The organism is Streptomyces cahuitamycinicus, from assembly GCF_002891435.1.
In the GTDB taxonomy this organism is placed as follows: Bacteria; Actinomycetota; Actinomycetes; order Streptomycetales; family Streptomycetaceae; genus Streptomyces; species Streptomyces cahuitamycinicus.
In genome coordinates this window covers 25,756-41,877 of record NZ_POUC01000008.1, presented here as the reverse complement: position 1 = coordinate 41,877, position 16,122 = coordinate 25,756, and the positions used below count along the sequence as shown (strand labels likewise).

The window sequence follows — 16,122 nt, the reverse complement described above, 5'->3', positions numbered from 1 at the left end:
TGGGCGCGATCACAACCGCAAGTGGGACAAGCTTGATTGGAACTCGGAAACGCCACAGCAGCCCCAGCTCGGGTTGCTGGGGCCGCTGCGTGTGGTTGCGCGTCAGAGGTGGCAGACGGAGCAGCCAGCCTCGTCGTCGTCTGAGTCGAGTGCGTCGGAAAGAACCTCTAGCAAGGGGCGGTTGGGCTTGATGCGCTTGGCTGCGCGCTCAAGGGCCGCCTCATGCTTGGCCTCGATCTCGTCCTTTCGCTCTATCAGCTCCGGCAGCGACTCGCCCTGTGACCAGGTGTAGTTGCGGCCCTTCATGGCGGTGTGCCGGTAGCGGACCTTCTCCTCGTACGCGACGGCGCGGTCGAAGAGGTCGGGGTGGCGTTCCTTGAGGCCGACCCATTCGTGCTTGCGCTGGAAGAAGCAGAAGTAGCAGCCGGAGCGTGTGCGCCACTCGTAGTAGTCGGGCAGGCCGATGCCAGCCTCGTCGAGGATGCGCATGACGCCGTCCTTGTCGATGCCGTCCTCACGGAAGGGAAAGACGGCATCGATGTTCGGCTTGGTGCTGACGTAGCCGATGCGGTTCTCGTCGGCCCGGATGGCGACGTAGGAGATGACCTTGTCGTCGCCGACCCAGTCTTCCAGGGGCTTGATCTTGAGATTCTTGGTGCACCAGCGCATCTGCGGACTGGGCAGGGTGCCCTGGTAGACCTCCATCCAGTGGTCGAAGTCCCGGTCGGCGTTGAGCCGCACGATGGACTTGCCGAGGGCGGCCTCCAGGCGGTTGAGGTACTCGTAGGTCTCGGGCAGTTCGGCGCCCGTGTCGCAGAAGAAGTACTCCATCTCCGGGACTCGGTTGCGCATGTAGACGGCGAGCGCCGAGGAGTCCTTTCCGCCGGAGATACCGAGCACGTGCCGGACCTTCTGGGTGTCGGCTCCGTCGGTCATCCCTGTGCCTTCCTTTCACTCGCTGCTGCCGCGGCATCGGTCACACGCTGGGCGAGAGCCGCGAGCAGGATCCTCGCTCCGTCCGGCCCGAGTGCCTTCTCGGCCTGCTTCAGGACGTCGGCGGCGAGGCTGCTGGCCTCGCTGCGGGCCTGTTCCGGAACGTAGATCAGGGTGCGTTGTTCCACGCCGGCGCTGTCAGTCAAGGTCAACAACTGGGCGTCGAGTTTCTCTTCCCTGCCGCGGACCTCGTTCCCGGCGTGGTGCAGGTGTCCGACGCGGTCGAGAGCGGCGGCCATCGACCGGGCCTTTTGCGGGAAGACCTTGGCCTCGTGGTCGTCCCAGTCGCCGAGGGCGGAGTTGGTCAGCCGTACGACGATGGGCTCAAGCCAGTCGTCGTCCTCAAGGTCGTCGCTGAGGACGAAGTCGACGAAGCCCCGCAGTTCCGGGGTCAGTACCGCGTCGGCGAAGCCCCTCAGCCGGGCCGCTAGCTGTGCGCGCAGCTTCGGTAGTTCGGCCGGCAGGCGGAACTCCTTGGCGAGAACGCGCACGACCTGGGCACGCAGTTTGCTGTCGATGGCGACGAGTTCGTCCGCCGCCGCGGTGAGCCGTTCCACGTAGGTGTTGGCCGCTTCCGCGTTGGCGCGCGTGCGGGCCGGGATCTCAGGCAGACCGAGGGCCTTCGGCAGGGCGTGGAAGATCAGGTCGTCGGGGTCCAGGGACCGGGCGATCGTGGTCCGCACGGTGCGGGCGTCGGCGGAGATGTTCTTGGTGGTTCGGGCGTACTTGTGCAGGTCGGCCACGCGCATGATCAAGGCGCTGGCCACGGAAAGGAGGTCGGGGTTACGCAGGGCCTTGGAGCGTGGTGCCTCCACGCCGAGCGAGACCATCAGCTTCTTGATGATGCTGCCACGCTGGCCGTCTCCGGCCGGCGTGTACTTCGCTGAGAAGCGTCCCGGGCCCTTGACGAGGCGCTCAACGACGTCGATGGTCAGCCGGGGAAGGTAGGTGCCTTCCTCGAACAGGGCGACGTCGTGGCGACGGATGAGCAGGGCCGGAATCAGGAAGACCGGGACCACGCCGGCCTTGAGCCCGAACGGCGGGCTCATAAGGACCCGGATAACCTCTTCCATGCTGACCCGCTCGGTGGCTCCGGTCAGTACCTCGTTGAGGGCGTTCCAGGCGGGCTGAGCGTGCTCGTGGCCCTCGCCAGGCGGGGAGAAACCGTAAGGGAGCAGGCTCTCTTGCTGGCTCTCGGCCTGGACCACCCCGTTCTCGCGGTGCAGGCCGAGGTAGGCCAGGACACCGTGGTAGATGGCTCGTTCGGCCTTGTACCCGGTGAGGCCGAGGTTCTCCTCGCCCGAGGCGGAGAGCATGGCTGTCAGCAGTATGCCGCGGGCCTGGGCGGCCTGGCTGGTCAGGACGTGCCGGCCGAGCATCTCGTTGCGGATGTGCGGGGTGTGGGGGTACACCGATTCACAGGCGAGGGAGACCAGGCCGCTCAGGCTGCGGGCCGTCAAGCCGGAAGCGGCGGGTTCTTCGCCCGGGCCGATCCCGGTGTGCCACAGGCTCCAGGACGCGTCAGACGACGGCGGATAGAAGGCGTCCTGCAGCAGCTCCAGCAGCTCGGCCTCGGCCTGCACGAGCCGCTCCATGACTTCCCGCCGGGCGACGTGATCGATGTCCTGCTGGACGCTGAGTTCCTTCAGCGCGACGAGGTAGGTGGCCGTGGCCAGCACCACGTCGGGGTCGGGGGTGGTGCCCACGAGTACCGGCAGAGGCGAGTGGACGTTGGGCCGGTCTGCGTCAGTGCCGAAGTGGAAGACGACGAGGCCGTCGGCCGGCTCCCTCAACTCATCCGGGGCGGCGACGGTCTTGGTCTCCGGGCCGCTGACCGCGGTATAGAACACGCGCATCATGCCAGTGACCTGGCTGTGGCGGCTGGCCACGAATGCCTGCGGAACGAGACTGCCGAGCCGATTGATGACCGCAGCGTCATTCAAGTGGCTGATGGTTTCCTTGAGCCGGCCGTCGATGTCGACGTCCGTGCCCTGCCAGACCCGGTATTCCCCGCTGAACTCACGGTGGACCACGAAGCCCCGGCGCACGAGGTCGGCGAGCCGCTCTTCGAGTGCTGTGAAGGCGTCGGAGTCGGCGACGTCTGTGGGGTCGTGCAGGGCGAAGTGGATCATCGGGGCGGTGGCGCTGAGGGCCCCGTCGGAGTCGATCAGATTGAGGACGCCGATGGTCTTCAGTACGTCCTGGTCGGCATCGGGGAGGCCATTGGCGTCCCGGATGCGTGAGTCGACCTCGATCCACTTGCTCGCGTTGGCGGAGGCGAGCAGGGTGGTGCGCCCGGAGTTGAGGAAGTAGTCGTACAGCTGCGGCAGCCGCACCGTGCTGGCGTGCTCCGCTTTCTCGTTGCTGTGCTGGGCCAGCGAGTGGCGGACGGTGTTGGGCTCCCCGCTGTTGAGGAAGCCCGACAGGCTGCGGTCGTGCTGGCCGATCTGGGCGGCAAGGATCGGCGCGGCCAGGGCCGTGATGGGGTGCAGCGGGTAGAGGTCGGCGAAGTGGTCGGGGCCGAGTTCGGCGAGAACGCCGAGACCGTGCTGGGTCCAGATGTCCGCGGATGCCTCGGCGCAGGCGTTGATCAGGGACTGTCCCGCAGAGTTGACGGCCGAGCGGTCGAGGCGGCGGCGCAGCAGGTGCAGGGAGTCGCCGTGGTGAGGGACGAAGGTGATGTCTTCGAAGCGCCCCTGGATCTTGGCCCATTCGCGGGTCTTGAGTTCGCTGGACCGTGAGGCGTAGTCCATGAACGACAGGTGCTGCAAGGTCATCAGGTAGACGGGCAGCCCGTTTGGGCCAGCCGCCTTCTCGGCGAGTTCCTGCAGCAGGAACAGATCATGCTGGGCGTCGGCGAACTCGTTGTGGCCGGCCAGATGTTCCAGCGTCTTGCCGAACTCGTCGATGACGAGGAGCAGAGGCTGCCGCCCGTCCGCCGTCAAAGCCGTGACGGCGCCGAGAATCTCCTTGGCCCCGGCCCGGTCCGGGTCGGCGCACGCCTCCAGGGCGGCGGCGATGGCCTTCGGGACGCGCTTGCCCCAGCGTCGCGCCGCCGCCGTGTGCAGAGCGCGGGAGAGGGTGGCAACTACGGATTCGCGGCGCGCGGTGGCCACGCCGCCGAGGAACCCCTCGGGTGCGATGGCATCGCGGGCTGCGGCAAGGCGCTGAGCGAGGGCAGGGCTGGCCTCTTCGAGGATGCGCTCGGCCTCGCCGCGCCGCTTGGCATCCCGCCCCAGCAGAGCGTCGATGATGTTGGACAGGGTGGACTTGCCGGAGCCGTAGGGGCCGGTGAACGACCAGGCGCGGGTACGGCGTTGGTCGGCCAGAGCACTCGCGATGCGTTCCAGGACGTCGACGGCCCGGGCGCCGACGTAGGGGTCGTGCAGCGCGTCTTCGACGTCTCGCTCGAGGTTGGTCGAGCGCATCTGGGAGCCGACGAGTTCGATGCCGGCGGGGATCTGCGGGGCGGAGCTCGTCGGGCTACCCGGGGTCCGCGTGGGGGTTGCGGTGGTCACGCGGTCTCCTCAGCAAAGAGTGTCTCGGTGGTGTCGGCCGTGTCTGTGGCGTCCGTGGCCTTCGTGGCGAGTTCCTTCTGCTCGGACTCGGCGAGCTTGGGGAACTTGGCGGCCCACTCCTGGCGGGTGGGAAAGCCGGGGCGGCGGGTGACGAAGTCGTACTGCTCGTCAAGCACTTCCCAGGCCAGATCGAAGGGGTCGGCCGTGAAGGCGAGGCTGCGCTGTCCCACGGCCTCGGTCAGGTCGAGCTGCGGGTGGTCCGCGGCGACCTTCTGCAGCGCCATGACGATCTCGTTCTCCCGGACGCGGAAGGCGCGCCCCGGAGAACCCGGCTCATTGGCGAGGCGGGCCACTGAGATCGAGTTGGCCTGGCGGGAGAACTTGGCGGCGTAGTCGAGGCAGGCATAGGCCAGGACCCGGGCGGGCAGCGAGGTGCGGTGCCCACTAGTGAACTGCCACTCGGCATTTCCGCGCGTCCCGACAAAGGTGAGCAGGTCAAGGTCACGGAAGGGGCAGGCGAGCAGGTCCTCGTAACTGCCCGGCGAGCCCGCCTTCTCCGGGGCGCTGCGCGCATACATCTTGGTGAGGCACTCGATGTCCTTGACGATCGACGCCTCCTCCGGGCTCTTGTCGTAGGAGAAGTTCACATGCCGGGTAACCACCTGCGTCATGTCCGCGACTGTGAACCGGGAGAACGGCGCGAGATGGAAGGCCGTGTACCAGGCCGGCGCCCAGCTCTTGGCCCCGGGACGGGACGAGACCAACCACCAGTGCAGCAGCCACAGGCTGCCGTTCTCCTCCAAATACGGATCCGCACCGTCCTCATCGAGGAGCCACCGGGCCTCCCAGGTGGGATAGGAGAACTTGGCTTGTGTGCCCTTCGTGGGCGAGTGCTCACGGGTGAGCTTGAACGCCCGCGACCAATAGCGCATGGAGTAGACCATGTTCTTGCCCACACCGAACCGCACCGGCGCGTCGACCGCGAGGAACGCACCCTGATCGCGTTTGACCTGCACGTACGCCTTGTGCAGCCAGCCGAAGCGGGGCGCGAACGTTTCGTGTCGCGCGAAGGAAAAAAGGGCGGCTTCCCCAAGCCGGCTGTCTGACATCCGGGACCTCTCTGTGTCCAATGCGATTGCTCTAACGAGGTTGGTAAACGGGGTAACGGTCAGCGGGCACCGTCGGCTTCGGCCAGCGCGGCCCGAACCTGCGTCACGGCGCGTTTGACGGCCTGCGCGGCGTGCTCGATCTCGGCATCCGTGGTGGCGTAACCCAGCGAGAAGCGGATCGTGCTGTCGGCATCCGCCCGGGACAGCCCCATCGCCAGGAGCACGTGGCTCGGCGTCGGAGCGCCGGACGCGCACGCGCTGCCCTCCGAGGCAGCGACGTCGGGCATGGCCGCCAGGACCGCGTCCGCAGGCACCCCAGGAAAAGTAATGCTCGTCACACCGGGCAGGCGCTGATCGCGCCGGCCGTTGATACGGCAGTCGGGCAGGTTGCCGACGACCAGGCGTTCGAGGCGGTCACGCAGGGCTGCGACCCGCTCAGCCTCCTCGCCGAGGCCGCGCGCCGCAGCCTCGGCCGCTGCTCCCATGCCGATGATCCCTGCCACGTTCAGCGTGCCCGCGCGCCAGCCCCGCTCCTGTCCGCCGCCCACGAGGAGCGGCCGGTGCGGAAGTGGGGACCCACGCCGCACATACAAGGCACCGACTCCCTGCGGCCCGCCGAACTTGTGGGCCGACAGCGACAAGAGGTCGACGTCGAGTTCAGCGACGTCCACGGGGAGGCGACCGATGAGCTGCGTGGCGTCCGTATGGACGAGTGCACCGGCTTCACGGGCCGCCTTGGCCACGACGCGGAGATCGGTGAGGACACCGGTCTCGTTGTTCGCCGCCATCAAGGAGACCACTCCCCCACGACGCACGGCGAAGACCTGATCGAGGGCGTCGAGCTCCACCAGGCCGTCGCCACCGACCGGCAGGAGCACAAGATCCTCGGGGCTCCCGGCGGTGACCGCGCGGGCCGTCTCCAGCACAGCCGGATGCTCAACAGGGCTTGTGACCAGGGGACTTCCGGCGGTGAACGCGGCCCACAGGGCCAGATTGTTCGCTTCTGTCGCCCCGGAGGTAAAGATGATCTCGCCGGGCGAGCAGCCGAGGAGGTCGGCTAGCTGCCAGCGTGCGGCGTCGACCCGATGAGCCGCCTGCCGTCCGGGTTGGTGCATGCTTGAGGCGTTGCCGACCGATTGCATGGCCTCGACGACAGCCGCGAGGGCCTCGGGCCGGATCGGAGCGGTGGCGTTGTAGTCAAAATAGGACGTATCCGGCCCATTCGGCTCGCTCATCGTCTGCCACCCCACCTCGCTCGTGTCACACACCAATGTACTGCTGGTGGAAACCTCGCCCCGCATCCGGGGTTCCACCAGTAGCTCGCCGTGATCCTAGCCGCGAGCCTAGATCCACTCTTTGAATCACTCGAACGCGTGGTGTCGCAAGCCATTTACCGAATGAATGTTCTATATTGCGCGCCTCACGCGCAAGCCGCATGCTGCAAAACCCGTTTTCGTGGCCGGGAAGTCGGGCAGCTACGTGGCCAATTGCCGCCCCTGGCTGGGCTTTTAGTCTGATGGTGCTCCTGTTGTCAGTGGTCCCGTTTAGGGTGGTCCGCACGCTGCAACGCCGCAGTATCTGCACGTTGAAGCGCTGCTTGGTGTGCGTCGAGCTGGGGGAGGAACTTCACGATGATGGTCGGTCCTGTGCGAGCGGCTCACGGCTTTCCGTCAGCCGCATCGGTCAGGTGAGGCTGTGACGACGTGGTCACCGGGAATGCCCTTCGAGGCAGTCCTGGCAAACGCCCCCATGGACTACATCCGCCGGCACCTCGGCAAGGAGCTGTGCGGCCTCCTCGACCTCGTCGAAGGAGGCACGGCGGGTGATGAGCGGTTGCGAGCCGTCGCTGCGATCGCGATCGACGCCGAGCTCCTGGTCGCGGACGAGGACGAGCGCGCCGTACTGCTCGGCCTCATTCCCGGGCCCAAGCAGGCGGAACTGGCGCAACGGCTCGGGTCGCTGGGTGACGAGCAACCGCTGGAGTACCTGCAGACGCTGAAGTGGACTCCTGACGAGCGCAGGGAGCTTCTGGAATTCTTCGGCTTCACCGTCGAGCGCGCACAGCCTCAACTGCCGCCCTTCAAGCGGGAGACAGCACCCGACTACGCTCTGTTCCCCCATCAGCTCCGCGCGGCGCGCCGGGTCAAGGAGCTGCTGTACGACGGCCCCCGCCGGGCCGTGCTCCATCTGCCCACGGGCGTGGGCAAGACGCGGACCGGCATGAGCATGATCTGCGACCACCTGCGGCAGCACGGGCCCGCCCTGGTGGTGTGGCTGGCCCACGGGCAGGAACTGCTGGAGCAGGCCGCGGCCGAGTTCGAGCGCGCCTGGAGCAAGGTCGGCGACCGCCCCCTGCCGGTCCTCCGCGTGTGGGGCAGCGCTTCCCCGGACCTCGCGGACGTGACCGACGGACTGGTCGTCCTCGGGCTGGAGAAGGCCGTCTCAACCGCCAAATCCGACCCACAGTTCCTGCGTACCCTGGCCGCCCGCAGCACTCTGACCGTGTTCGACGAGGCACATCAGATCATCGCCCCCACGTTTCAGGGCGTGGTGGACGACCTGACCGTACGTCACGACTCCAGCCTGCTGGGCCTCACCGCGACCCCGGGCCGCACGTGGGCGGACATCGCCAAGGACGAGGAACTCGCCGACTTCTTCTCCCGCCAGAAGGTCATGCTGGAGATCGAGGGCTACACGAATCCCGTGACAGCCCTCATCGACCAGGGCTACCTGGCCAAACCGATCATGCGCACGGTGGCCGCGGAAGCCGGCATGCATCTGTCGGCCCGGGATCAGCAGAACCTGGCGCGAGCGTTCGAGATCCCGGACAACATCATCGCCGAGCTCGCGAAGGACGAGCAGTGGAACCTCAAGGTTGTCCAGACGATCATGGAGCTGCTCCAAAAGCAGCACCGGCGCATCCTCGTGTTCGCGGCATCGGTGCAGCACTGCCGACTCATCGCGTCCGTGCTGTCCGCGGCCGGCCTCGACGCGGTATTCGTGACCGGCGAGTCCTCGCCGCGGCACCGAAGCGACGCTATCCGTCGTTTCAAGAGCGCGGCGCGGCGCCCGATGATCCTGTGCAACTTCGGAGTCCTGACTACAGGCTTCGACGCGCCCGCGGCCAGCGCCGCCGTCATCGCCCGGCCGACCAAGTCCCTGGTGCTCTACAGCCAGATGGTCGGCCGGGTCATCCGCGGCCCCAAGGCCGGCGGAACCGAAACCTGCGAGATCGTCACCGTCGTCGACCCGGAGCTCCCCGGGTTCGGCGACGTCGCCGAAGCATTCACCAACTGGGAAGACGTATGGGAGACAGCGTGAGCGGCGAAGGAAACAACTACCGGATCGTCAGCCCTTCGCTGACCGTCAAGGCCATGCGCGACAGCGGCTACAAGAACACCGCCTACGCGCTCGCCGAGCTGATCGACAACAGCATCGACGCGGAAGCCACGCTGGTGCAGGTCTTCGCCTGCGAGAGTCCTATCGAGGGTGCCGCCCGGACCAGGTACCGGGTGGACAAGATCGCCGTCCTCGACAACGGCAAGGGCATGGACAGCGAACTCCTGCGGCGCGCTCTGAAGTACGGCGACGGTCTCGGCGACGACCGCAGCCGAATCGGCCGCTTCGGCATGGGCCTGCCCAACTCCAGCATGTCCCAGTGCACCAAGGTCGAAGTCTGGTCGTGGAAGAACGGCGCTGCGAACGCTCTGTACACCTACCTTGACCTGGACGAGATCACCAAGGGCCAGGACGAGGTTCCCGACCCCGTACCTCGCCGTGTGCCGGAGTATTGGGACGACCTGAGCGAGGTGCCCCTGGGCACCAGCGGCACCCTCGTCGTCTGGACGAACCTGGACCGCGTCAAATGGCACAGTGCCGGCGCCACCCTGCGCAACACCGCCGAATTGATCGGCCGCGTGTACCGGCACTACCTGAACGACGGCTCCGTGGACATCAAGATGGCGCCCGTTCGCGACGGGAAGGTCCTCGAAGGGGACAACGGCGCTTACTACGCCGAACCCAACGACCCTCTGTACCTCATGGCGAAGACGGGAACGCCGGCGCCGTTCAACAGCACTCCCATGTTCGAGCCCTTCCACATGGGCAACGAGGCGGAGCCCGGGGTCTACCGCTATCCCGTCACGGTCGATGGCACACAGCACACCGTAACGGTGCGCGCATCCATCGCCCGGCCTGAAGCCCGCCGTTCCGATGTCTCCGGCCATCCGTGGCCCGACACGGCCAACCCGAACCGGGACGCTGGTGCCCAGACGTGGGGACAGCACGCCCGTCGGAACATCGGCGTCTCCCTGGTCCGCAAAGGCCGCGAACTCGACCTCGATACCTCATGGGCCATCGGCTACAACCCCGTGGAGCGGTGGTGGGGCATCGAGGTGGACTTCCCGCCCGAGCTCGACGAGGTGTTCGGCGTCACCAACAACAAGCAGACCGCCGTCGTGTTCTCGTCACTCGCCGACTTCGACTGGTCGGCTGAGCAGGACCCCGACGAAACCCCCAAGGAGTTCAAGGATCGTCTACGGGAACTCGGCGACGCCCGACTGCCGCTGATCGATCTTGCCCAGTACCTCAAGGGCCTCCTGAGCAAGATGCGCCTGAAGTTGAGGCAGCAGACGTTGGGCGGCCGGAAGGGCAAGAAGCGGTACGACGAGAACGTCACCTCCAAGGCCACGGACGCCGTCAAGCGCCGGCAGGAGGACGGGCACACGGGTACGACCGACCTCCTCGCCGAGGAGGCGACGGAAGCCGACAAGCGCCAGGAGCAGCTGACCGCGCTGACCGAGCGACACCACGTCGACGAGGACACCGCCCAGACCCTGGTGGACGAGGCCATGGAGAACGACTGGCGCGTCCGCTGGATCTCCAGTCCCCAGGACTCATCCGCCTTCTTCAATATCGACCTGCTCGCCGGCATGCTCCAGGTGTCCTTCAATACGGAACACCCCCTGCACAGCAAGCTGATGGCCGTTCTTGAGGACGTGCCCGAGGACGCGAACGAAGCAGAGCTCCGCCAGCGGCTTGCCCGTGCGACCGAGACCTTCAAGCTGCTCATCTTCTCCTGGGCGCGGATGGAGGACGAGATCCCCAGCAAGAAGGCGCGCCGGGTCATCGCGGATGCCCGAAGCGACTGGGGTCGGTACGCCCGTGACTTCATCGAGGACGGGAGCGAAGAGGAGTGACGCAGCCGGACCATGTCTGGCAGCAGATCGCGGACATGATGGAGGACGCCGCCGAGGAGGTGGTCATCATCGCCCCCTTCATCAAGAAGGCGATCTTCGAGGAGACCATCGCCGCGGTGCCCTCCTCCGTCCAGAAGATCACGTGTGTCACGCGCTGGACCCCGGCGGAGGTAGCCGCCGGGGTTTCCGACCCGGAGATCATCGAAGCTGCCCAGAGTGACGAACGCATTTCCATTGCCTTGTGTCCGTCCCTCCACGCCAAGCTCTACCGTGCCGACGGCCGCTGTCTGGTCGGCTCGGCCAACCTGACCGGCAAAGCCACTGGACGCGTACCGAACGCCAACGTGGAACTCTTGTTGGAGGTGCCGATCGACCACCCCGAAGTACAGCGGGTCCTCGGCCAGATCAACGCCCGCTCGACCATAGCCACACGCCACACGGCAGCCCTCGTACGGGAGCAGGCTGAACTCCTGAGAAGCGAGCGCGTCACTCCGCCGTCCGAGGACGAAGCAGCGCCGTACTGGTTCCCGGAGACAAGGAGACCGGAGAACGTCTACGCCCTCTACAGCGGGCGGCAGCGGTTCACCTCGCTGGTCGAGGCCGGCATCGTGCGGGACCTGGCCATGCTCGATGTTCCCGCCGGCCTCTCGGAGGACGCCTTCAACGCTGAGGTCGAGGCCCGCCTGCATGCGATTCCGGAACTCGGTCAGCTGACCGCAGAACAGCGTCTCAGCAACGTCGAGCTGCAGCGGGCCATCGCCGAGCGGACAGGAGACACTGAGGAGCAGGCGCGCAGAACAACGGAGACGCTCGCGGCCTGGCTCCAGCACTTCGGCCGGTACTACACCGAAGTGGGCTCGTGGGAGCTGCGACCGGGCGTAGAGCACGCCTAAGATCACAGCCACGGCGTGGCCTGCCAGCACACTGCCGACGAACACGAGCACAGGGTGATGGGGAAGGCCGTCTCATGGCAGAGGTACGCGTCCCGTTCCTCCTCGGGCACGCCGAGATTGCCTTCCTCTTCCACGTGGAGCGACAGACATCCCAACGATGGCGGACAGCGGGCACGCTCGACGAGCCCGATCTGATCGCATCGGGCAACCCCTACTGGCTGCTGAGCACAGCCATGCGACTCGACGGCGAAGGCGACCGCAAAGCCGACCGAGCACGGCTAGCGACCTACAAGGCTGGTATCCCTCTCGGCTACGACCCAGAGGACAGGGAGAACCTCCCGGTCGTCGTCGGTATCCAGGAGGCAGCACGCGTGCTCGGCCAGAACGCGCAGACCATCTCTCGGTGGCGGAACCGGCAGCGGATCGCCGAGGCCGACCTGCTCGTCTCCGGCTCGCCGCTCTGGCTCCTTGAAACGATCCTGGACGACGCGCGACAGCGGCAGCGAACCATCGTGGCCTCCGAAGTCGCCGCGCTCCGTGCAGGACAGCGCGCTCCTCAGAAGCCCCGTGGCCGAAGGCGGAGCACCCCCGAGGCAAGCCCGCCTCGACAGCCACCGCCTGCCGCACAGACGTTCACCAGCGCTGACCACGGCGCCGCAGCGGAGTTTCTGGCGTCCGTCCTGGCCCAGGGATATTCCGTCACCATCAAGCCCCGGCCGTAGCCCATCACCACATCCGGCCCGTGCCGAACCACTCCCCCGTTGACCTCTATATTCGCCAACAGCAGTGAGAGAAACACTTGCTTTGATCAAATCCCATACATACTGTCTCTCATATGTCGATCTTGCAGCGCACCCCCGGAGACCATCACGTCGATCCCACAGACCTCCTCCCCCAAGCCGCATCCAGCGAGCCCAACCGCCCTCCCATGAAGGTCATTTCCTACGGAGGCGGAGTTCAGAGCACGGCCCTGCTCGTGCTGGCCGCTCGCGGAGAGATCGACTTCCGCACCTTCCTGTTCGCCAACGTCGGGGACGACAGCGAGCATCCAGCAACCCTCGCGTACGTCCGTGAGATCGCCATCCCGTACGCCATGCGTGCGGGACTGGACATCCACGAGCTCAAGCGCCGGCGACGCGACGGGGCCAGCGAAACGCTCATGCAGCGGCTGAACCGGCCGGACACCCGGTCGATCCCCATTCCGGTCCGCATGGCCAACGGTGCTCCTGGCCGCCGCAACTGCACTGCCGACTTCAAGATCAAGGTGGTCGGGCGGTGGCTTCGGGAGCATGGCGCCACCGCAGAGGAGCCGGCGGCGGTCGGCATCGGCATTTCGGTCGACGAAATCCATCGCGCCAACCGCCGGCGGCGGGAAGCCCACGAGGTCATCGAATACCCTCTCCTCGATCTCGGGCTGCGCCGGGACGACTGCGAGCGCATCATCGCCGAGGCCGGCCTGCCGGTACCGCCCAAGAGCTCCTGCTTCTTCTGCCCCTTCCGCACCGTCGGCGCCTGGCGCCACCAGCGTCGGCACGAGCCGGAGTTGTTCGCTCAGTCGGTCCGGCTGGAGGAGACAATCAACCGACGGCGGGCCGCACTCGGGCGGGATGCCGTGTATCTCACGAGGTACGGGATCCCGCTCACACAAGCCATCCCCGACGAGAGCTCAATGGAAGGCGACGCCGATGAGGATGAAGGTGCATGCGACTCCGGCTGGTGCATGACCTGATATGTGTCGAGCAGGCCACGACGGGTGGGCCCGAAGCCATGGCTCCGGGCCCACCCGTCGTTTACCCCTGGGCTGCCGACGTGATCGGCGCGGGGCACTGCACGTGGCGGAATCAGAGCTCGGGCGGCTCGCCGGGCTGAAGGTGGAGAACGGCGAGGTACTCGCCGTAGGGCATCTCTTCATCCACCCACCGGCTGCCGCCCGAGGCGTCGGGAATCCACATGCCGTCGAGAAGGTACTTGTCGTCGAAGACGGCGACGCGGTCCTCCTGCACCGCCGCCGCCATAAGCAGCTGGATTCCCAGCAGCAGCACCGTGGAGGCTTCCTTGACCGCGCAGACCTCGCCGTGCCCGGTGGGAAAGACCTTCCCGTCCGCGTCGCTTTCCGGCTCGGGGATGGCGGCACGGCCCCGGACGGCCATCTCGTGCAGGGCAATCGCCTGGGTCACCGCTGCCGCCACCGGCGTGCCGGCACCCGGCACTCCGTCCGGGGCATGCGCCCGCAGATGGTCGGCGACCGCGCGTGCGTGCACCAGCCATGCGTCGCCATGGTGGTGCAGCCGCTGTTCTGCTGCCTCGACGGCCAGTCCAGACTCCGTGGTGCCCGGGTGCAGCAGCCGGACGAATCCTTCAAGTGCTGCGCGCAGGTAGCCGAGACGGACTTGGTGCTGCTGCCACTCCTCCATCATCTCGGTCCAGACGGCGTCGAAGTCGAGGCCGGCCGAGCACATGCCGCCGTCGTCGTACGACATGTCGAACGTCACCGTGCGCAGGCCCTGCGCGAGGCGCAGCCACTTGTAGGCCGTGTCCCAGCTGTTCTGCGCCCCGGGAACACTGGAGACGGCGGAGGCATGCTCCACCCAGTCGGTGAGTTCGCGGACGTGCTCCTCGGGCTCGGACAGCGCGAGGGTTGACAGCGTGCGGTACGAGGGCAGGCAGGAGCCCGCCATCCGGGTAGTGGTCATGGGTGGAGCGTGACACACGGCACTGACAATCGCTCCGGTGCCGATAGTCGGCGCGACTCTCAGGTGCTTGTGGTGCGCCGTACAAGCCGGTGACCTCGCAACGCCCGCCCGCAGCGTACGAGTTCGCGTTCCCAGCCCTCTTCCGTGCCGATCAGGTGCGGGCTCTCGTAGAGGCCAGCGCGTACCTCGGCGTCCGTGAGCCGCCGGTATTTGGGTGCGTCGGGATCATCCTCGGCGAGGAACTCGTGTTTCCGGTGAAGTAGAGGGCGGTTGGTGGAGTCCGCGTAGGAGGTGAAGGAGGACTTGAGGGTCTTCAGGTCGACGGCGTACGACGCTGCGATGCGCGGGTGAGGATCCGTGTCGAACTCGGGGTAGTCCAGCCAACTGACACCGCGGCCCTGGTGGCGGAGCTTGACCACGGACCACTCGCCAGGGCGGCCGGCAGCGATGCTCGCACACTGCTCGTAAAGGCGCAGCACGGCTGGGATCCGGTGGAGTGCCCTGCGGTGCACGTACAGGGCGGTCGCGGTGAATTTGCCGGCGATCGATCCGTTCATCGCACGACGGACGTAGGCGTCGTCGCGCAGCTTGAACAGCAGCCGATCCGCTCGCTGGCACGCCTCGGCGTACGAAGGGAAGAAGGCACGGATGTCCAGTTGCACCGGCAGGGGCAGACTGCTGACCGGGCCTCGGCCGTGAAACAGCTCCAGCGCGAGGAACAGCAGCGTGTCGAGGGCTCCACGCTCGGCACTTCGTTCGACCTTCACAGGGTCTGCTTCCTGCTCGGCAAGGCGCTTGAGTTCAGCGGGGCGCAGGTGGCCGAGGAGGCTGATGATGGGCTGCGGCATTTCCTCCAGCTGAGGCATCCTGCCGCGATCTTCGAGATGAGCGACGACCGAAGTGATCGCCGAGGCGGTGTCTTCGGACGCCAGCCACCCCCCGTCGGGGGTGACCTGGCGGGCCAGGTAACTCAGGCGGGCCGCATCGTCTTTGAAGGCATAGACGATGCCTGGCGCCGCCGACACGCAGCGGACGCCCGTGGCTTCCTCGACGTAGTCGCGAAGCTCGCCGGCGGCGTAAAGGTGCTGGAAGGTGCGGCGCCGCGTGAGGATGCCGTCGCCGTACTCCATACCTTTGATCTGGTTGCGCTCCCACCTCAACCGAGCGGACACCACGAGCGCCGATTTGGCGAGGTCCCATGCCCGTAGGAGCGTCTCCCGTCGTTCGGCCGGATTCTCAATGACGTTCAGAACATAGGTGAGAAGGACCACGTCGGCCGGCTCGCGCCGCCCGTCCGGAAAGTGCACCGGGTCCCACCCCGCAGCATCGAGACCGAGGTCCTGCAGCGCCCGTACATCGCCGCCACGCCCACACCCGTAGTCCAGCACTCCCGTTTCGGGTTCCAGCTGGAGGTCGCCGACCGCGCGGCGGGCCGGCAGTGAGAGACCGACTCGGCCGATTGCGGTCTGATGCCTCTGGCTGCTCCACAGCTGCTGTGTCATCGGCGTCCCCTGATTCCACGGACAGGCCAGCATGCGACAGCACCGAACCATACGGGACACCCGAGCTGGTGACCGGTAGAAGCCATCACCCTTCGGATCGTGAGTGCAGTGTGCTCCAAGGCCGATGGGGCGGGTAGCCCCATCGCCTCCGTGCATGAAATCTGTACCCTCTGGCGCCAATCGAAGTCGCTGGGCAACCGATCGCCACGAGGCCGT

Annotated in this window: 11 protein-coding genes; 5 read left to right on the top strand and 6 right to left on the bottom strand. The window is 66.9% G+C overall.

The features are described from left to right. Positions 1-102: 102 nt before the first annotated feature. The 4 genes from C1J00_RS02330 to C1J00_RS02315 are packed head-to-tail and all read right to left on the bottom strand — an operon-like array spanning position 103 to position 6,855. On the bottom strand, positions 103-936 hold the full coding sequence (locus C1J00_RS02330; RefSeq protein WP_102907348.1) for a phosphoadenosine phosphosulfate reductase family protein: 834 nt from the start codon (positions 934-936) through the stop codon (positions 103-105). After that, a complete protein-coding gene (locus tag C1J00_RS02325) occupies positions 933-4,511 on the bottom strand; it encodes a hypothetical protein (RefSeq protein WP_102907347.1) in 3,579 nt (1,192 codons plus the stop codon). The genes C1J00_RS02330 and C1J00_RS02325 overlap by 4 nt, the downstream gene beginning before the upstream one ends. Beyond that, on the bottom strand, positions 4,508-5,620 hold the full coding sequence (locus C1J00_RS02320; RefSeq protein ID WP_102907346.1) for a DUF4007 family protein: 1,113 nt from the start codon (positions 5,618-5,620) through the stop codon (positions 4,508-4,510). The genes C1J00_RS02325 and C1J00_RS02320 overlap by 4 nt, the downstream gene beginning before the upstream one ends. A gap of 59 nt (positions 5,621-5,679) precedes the next feature. Beyond that, on the bottom strand, positions 5,680-6,855 hold the full coding sequence (locus tag C1J00_RS02315) for a cysteine desulfurase family protein (RefSeq protein WP_102907359.1): 1,176 nt from the start codon (positions 6,853-6,855) through the stop codon (positions 5,680-5,682). A 460-nt stretch (positions 6,856-7,315) separates the two neighbouring features. Between C1J00_RS02315 and C1J00_RS02310 the strand changes: the two genes are divergently transcribed. The 5 genes from C1J00_RS02310 (at position 7,316) to C1J00_RS02290 (ending at position 13,440) form a co-directional block, all read left to right on the top strand. Then, positions 7,316-8,941: a DEAD/DEAH box helicase gene (locus C1J00_RS02310; RefSeq protein ID WP_245936149.1), complete on the top strand. Its 1,626-nt coding sequence runs from the start codon at positions 7,316-7,318 to the stop codon at positions 8,939-8,941. Continuing rightward, on the top strand, positions 8,938-10,818 hold the full coding sequence (locus C1J00_RS02305) for an ATP-binding protein (protein ID WP_245936148.1): 1,881 nt from the start codon (positions 8,938-8,940) through the stop codon (positions 10,816-10,818). The genes C1J00_RS02310 and C1J00_RS02305 overlap by 4 nt, the downstream gene beginning before the upstream one ends. Further along, the gene (locus tag C1J00_RS02300) at positions 10,815-11,711 is read left to right on the top strand and encodes a phospholipase D family protein (RefSeq protein WP_180989363.1); all 897 of its coding nucleotides are present in this window, start codon (positions 10,815-10,817) and stop codon (positions 11,709-11,711) included. The genes C1J00_RS02305 and C1J00_RS02300 overlap by 4 nt, the downstream gene beginning before the upstream one ends. Before the next feature lie 74 nt (positions 11,712-11,785). Next, positions 11,786-12,433 (top strand): hypothetical protein, encoded by a 648-nt coding sequence (locus C1J00_RS02295; protein ID WP_102907343.1) that lies wholly within the window; start codon positions 11,786-11,788, stop codon positions 12,431-12,433. A 206-nt stretch (positions 12,434-12,639) separates the two neighbouring features. Then, the gene (locus C1J00_RS02290; RefSeq protein WP_102907342.1) at positions 12,640-13,440 is read left to right on the top strand and encodes an adenine nucleotide alpha hydrolase family protein; all 801 of its coding nucleotides are present in this window, start codon (positions 12,640-12,642) and stop codon (positions 13,438-13,440) included. A 112-nt stretch (positions 13,441-13,552) separates the two neighbouring features. Here the strand turns inward: C1J00_RS02290 and C1J00_RS02285 are convergent, their stop codons facing one another. Together C1J00_RS02285 and C1J00_RS02280 are read right to left on the bottom strand one after the other, a co-directional pair. Then, on the bottom strand, positions 13,553-14,404 hold the full coding sequence (locus C1J00_RS02285) for a hypothetical protein (RefSeq protein WP_102907341.1): 852 nt from the start codon (positions 14,402-14,404) through the stop codon (positions 13,553-13,555). 59 nt (positions 14,405-14,463) lie between these two features. Beyond that, the gene (locus C1J00_RS02280) at positions 14,464-15,906 is read right to left on the bottom strand and encodes a DNA phosphorothioation-associated putative methyltransferase (protein ID WP_102907340.1); all 1,443 of its coding nucleotides are present in this window, start codon (positions 15,904-15,906) and stop codon (positions 14,464-14,466) included. Positions 15,907-16,122: the final 216 nt, after the last annotated feature.

Bases quoted from the DNA above. Each gene is read 5' to 3' on its own strand.
- C1J00_RS02330 (WP_102907348.1), bottom strand. From the start codon at position 936: ATGACCGACGGAGCCGACACCCAGAAGGTCCGGCACGTGCTCGGTATC.
- C1J00_RS02320 (WP_102907346.1), bottom strand. From the start codon at position 5,620: ATGTCAGACAGCCGGCTTGGGGAAGCCGCCCTTTTTTCCTTCGCGCGA.
- C1J00_RS02315 (WP_102907359.1), bottom strand. From the start codon at position 6,855: ATGAGCGAGCCGAATGGGCCGGATACGTCCTATTTTGACTACAACGCC.
- C1J00_RS02295 (WP_102907343.1), top strand. From the start codon at position 11,786: ATGGCAGAGGTACGCGTCCCGTTCCTCCTCGGGCACGCCGAGATTGCC.
- C1J00_RS02290 (WP_102907342.1), top strand. From the start codon at position 12,640: ATGAAGGTCATTTCCTACGGAGGCGGAGTTCAGAGCACGGCCCTGCTC.
- C1J00_RS02285 (WP_102907341.1), bottom strand. From the start codon at position 14,404: ATGACCACTACCCGGATGGCGGGCTCCTGCCTGCCCTCGTACCGCACG.
- C1J00_RS02280 (WP_102907340.1), bottom strand. From the start codon at position 15,906: ATGACACAGCAGCTGTGGAGCAGCCAGAGGCATCAGACCGCAATCGGC.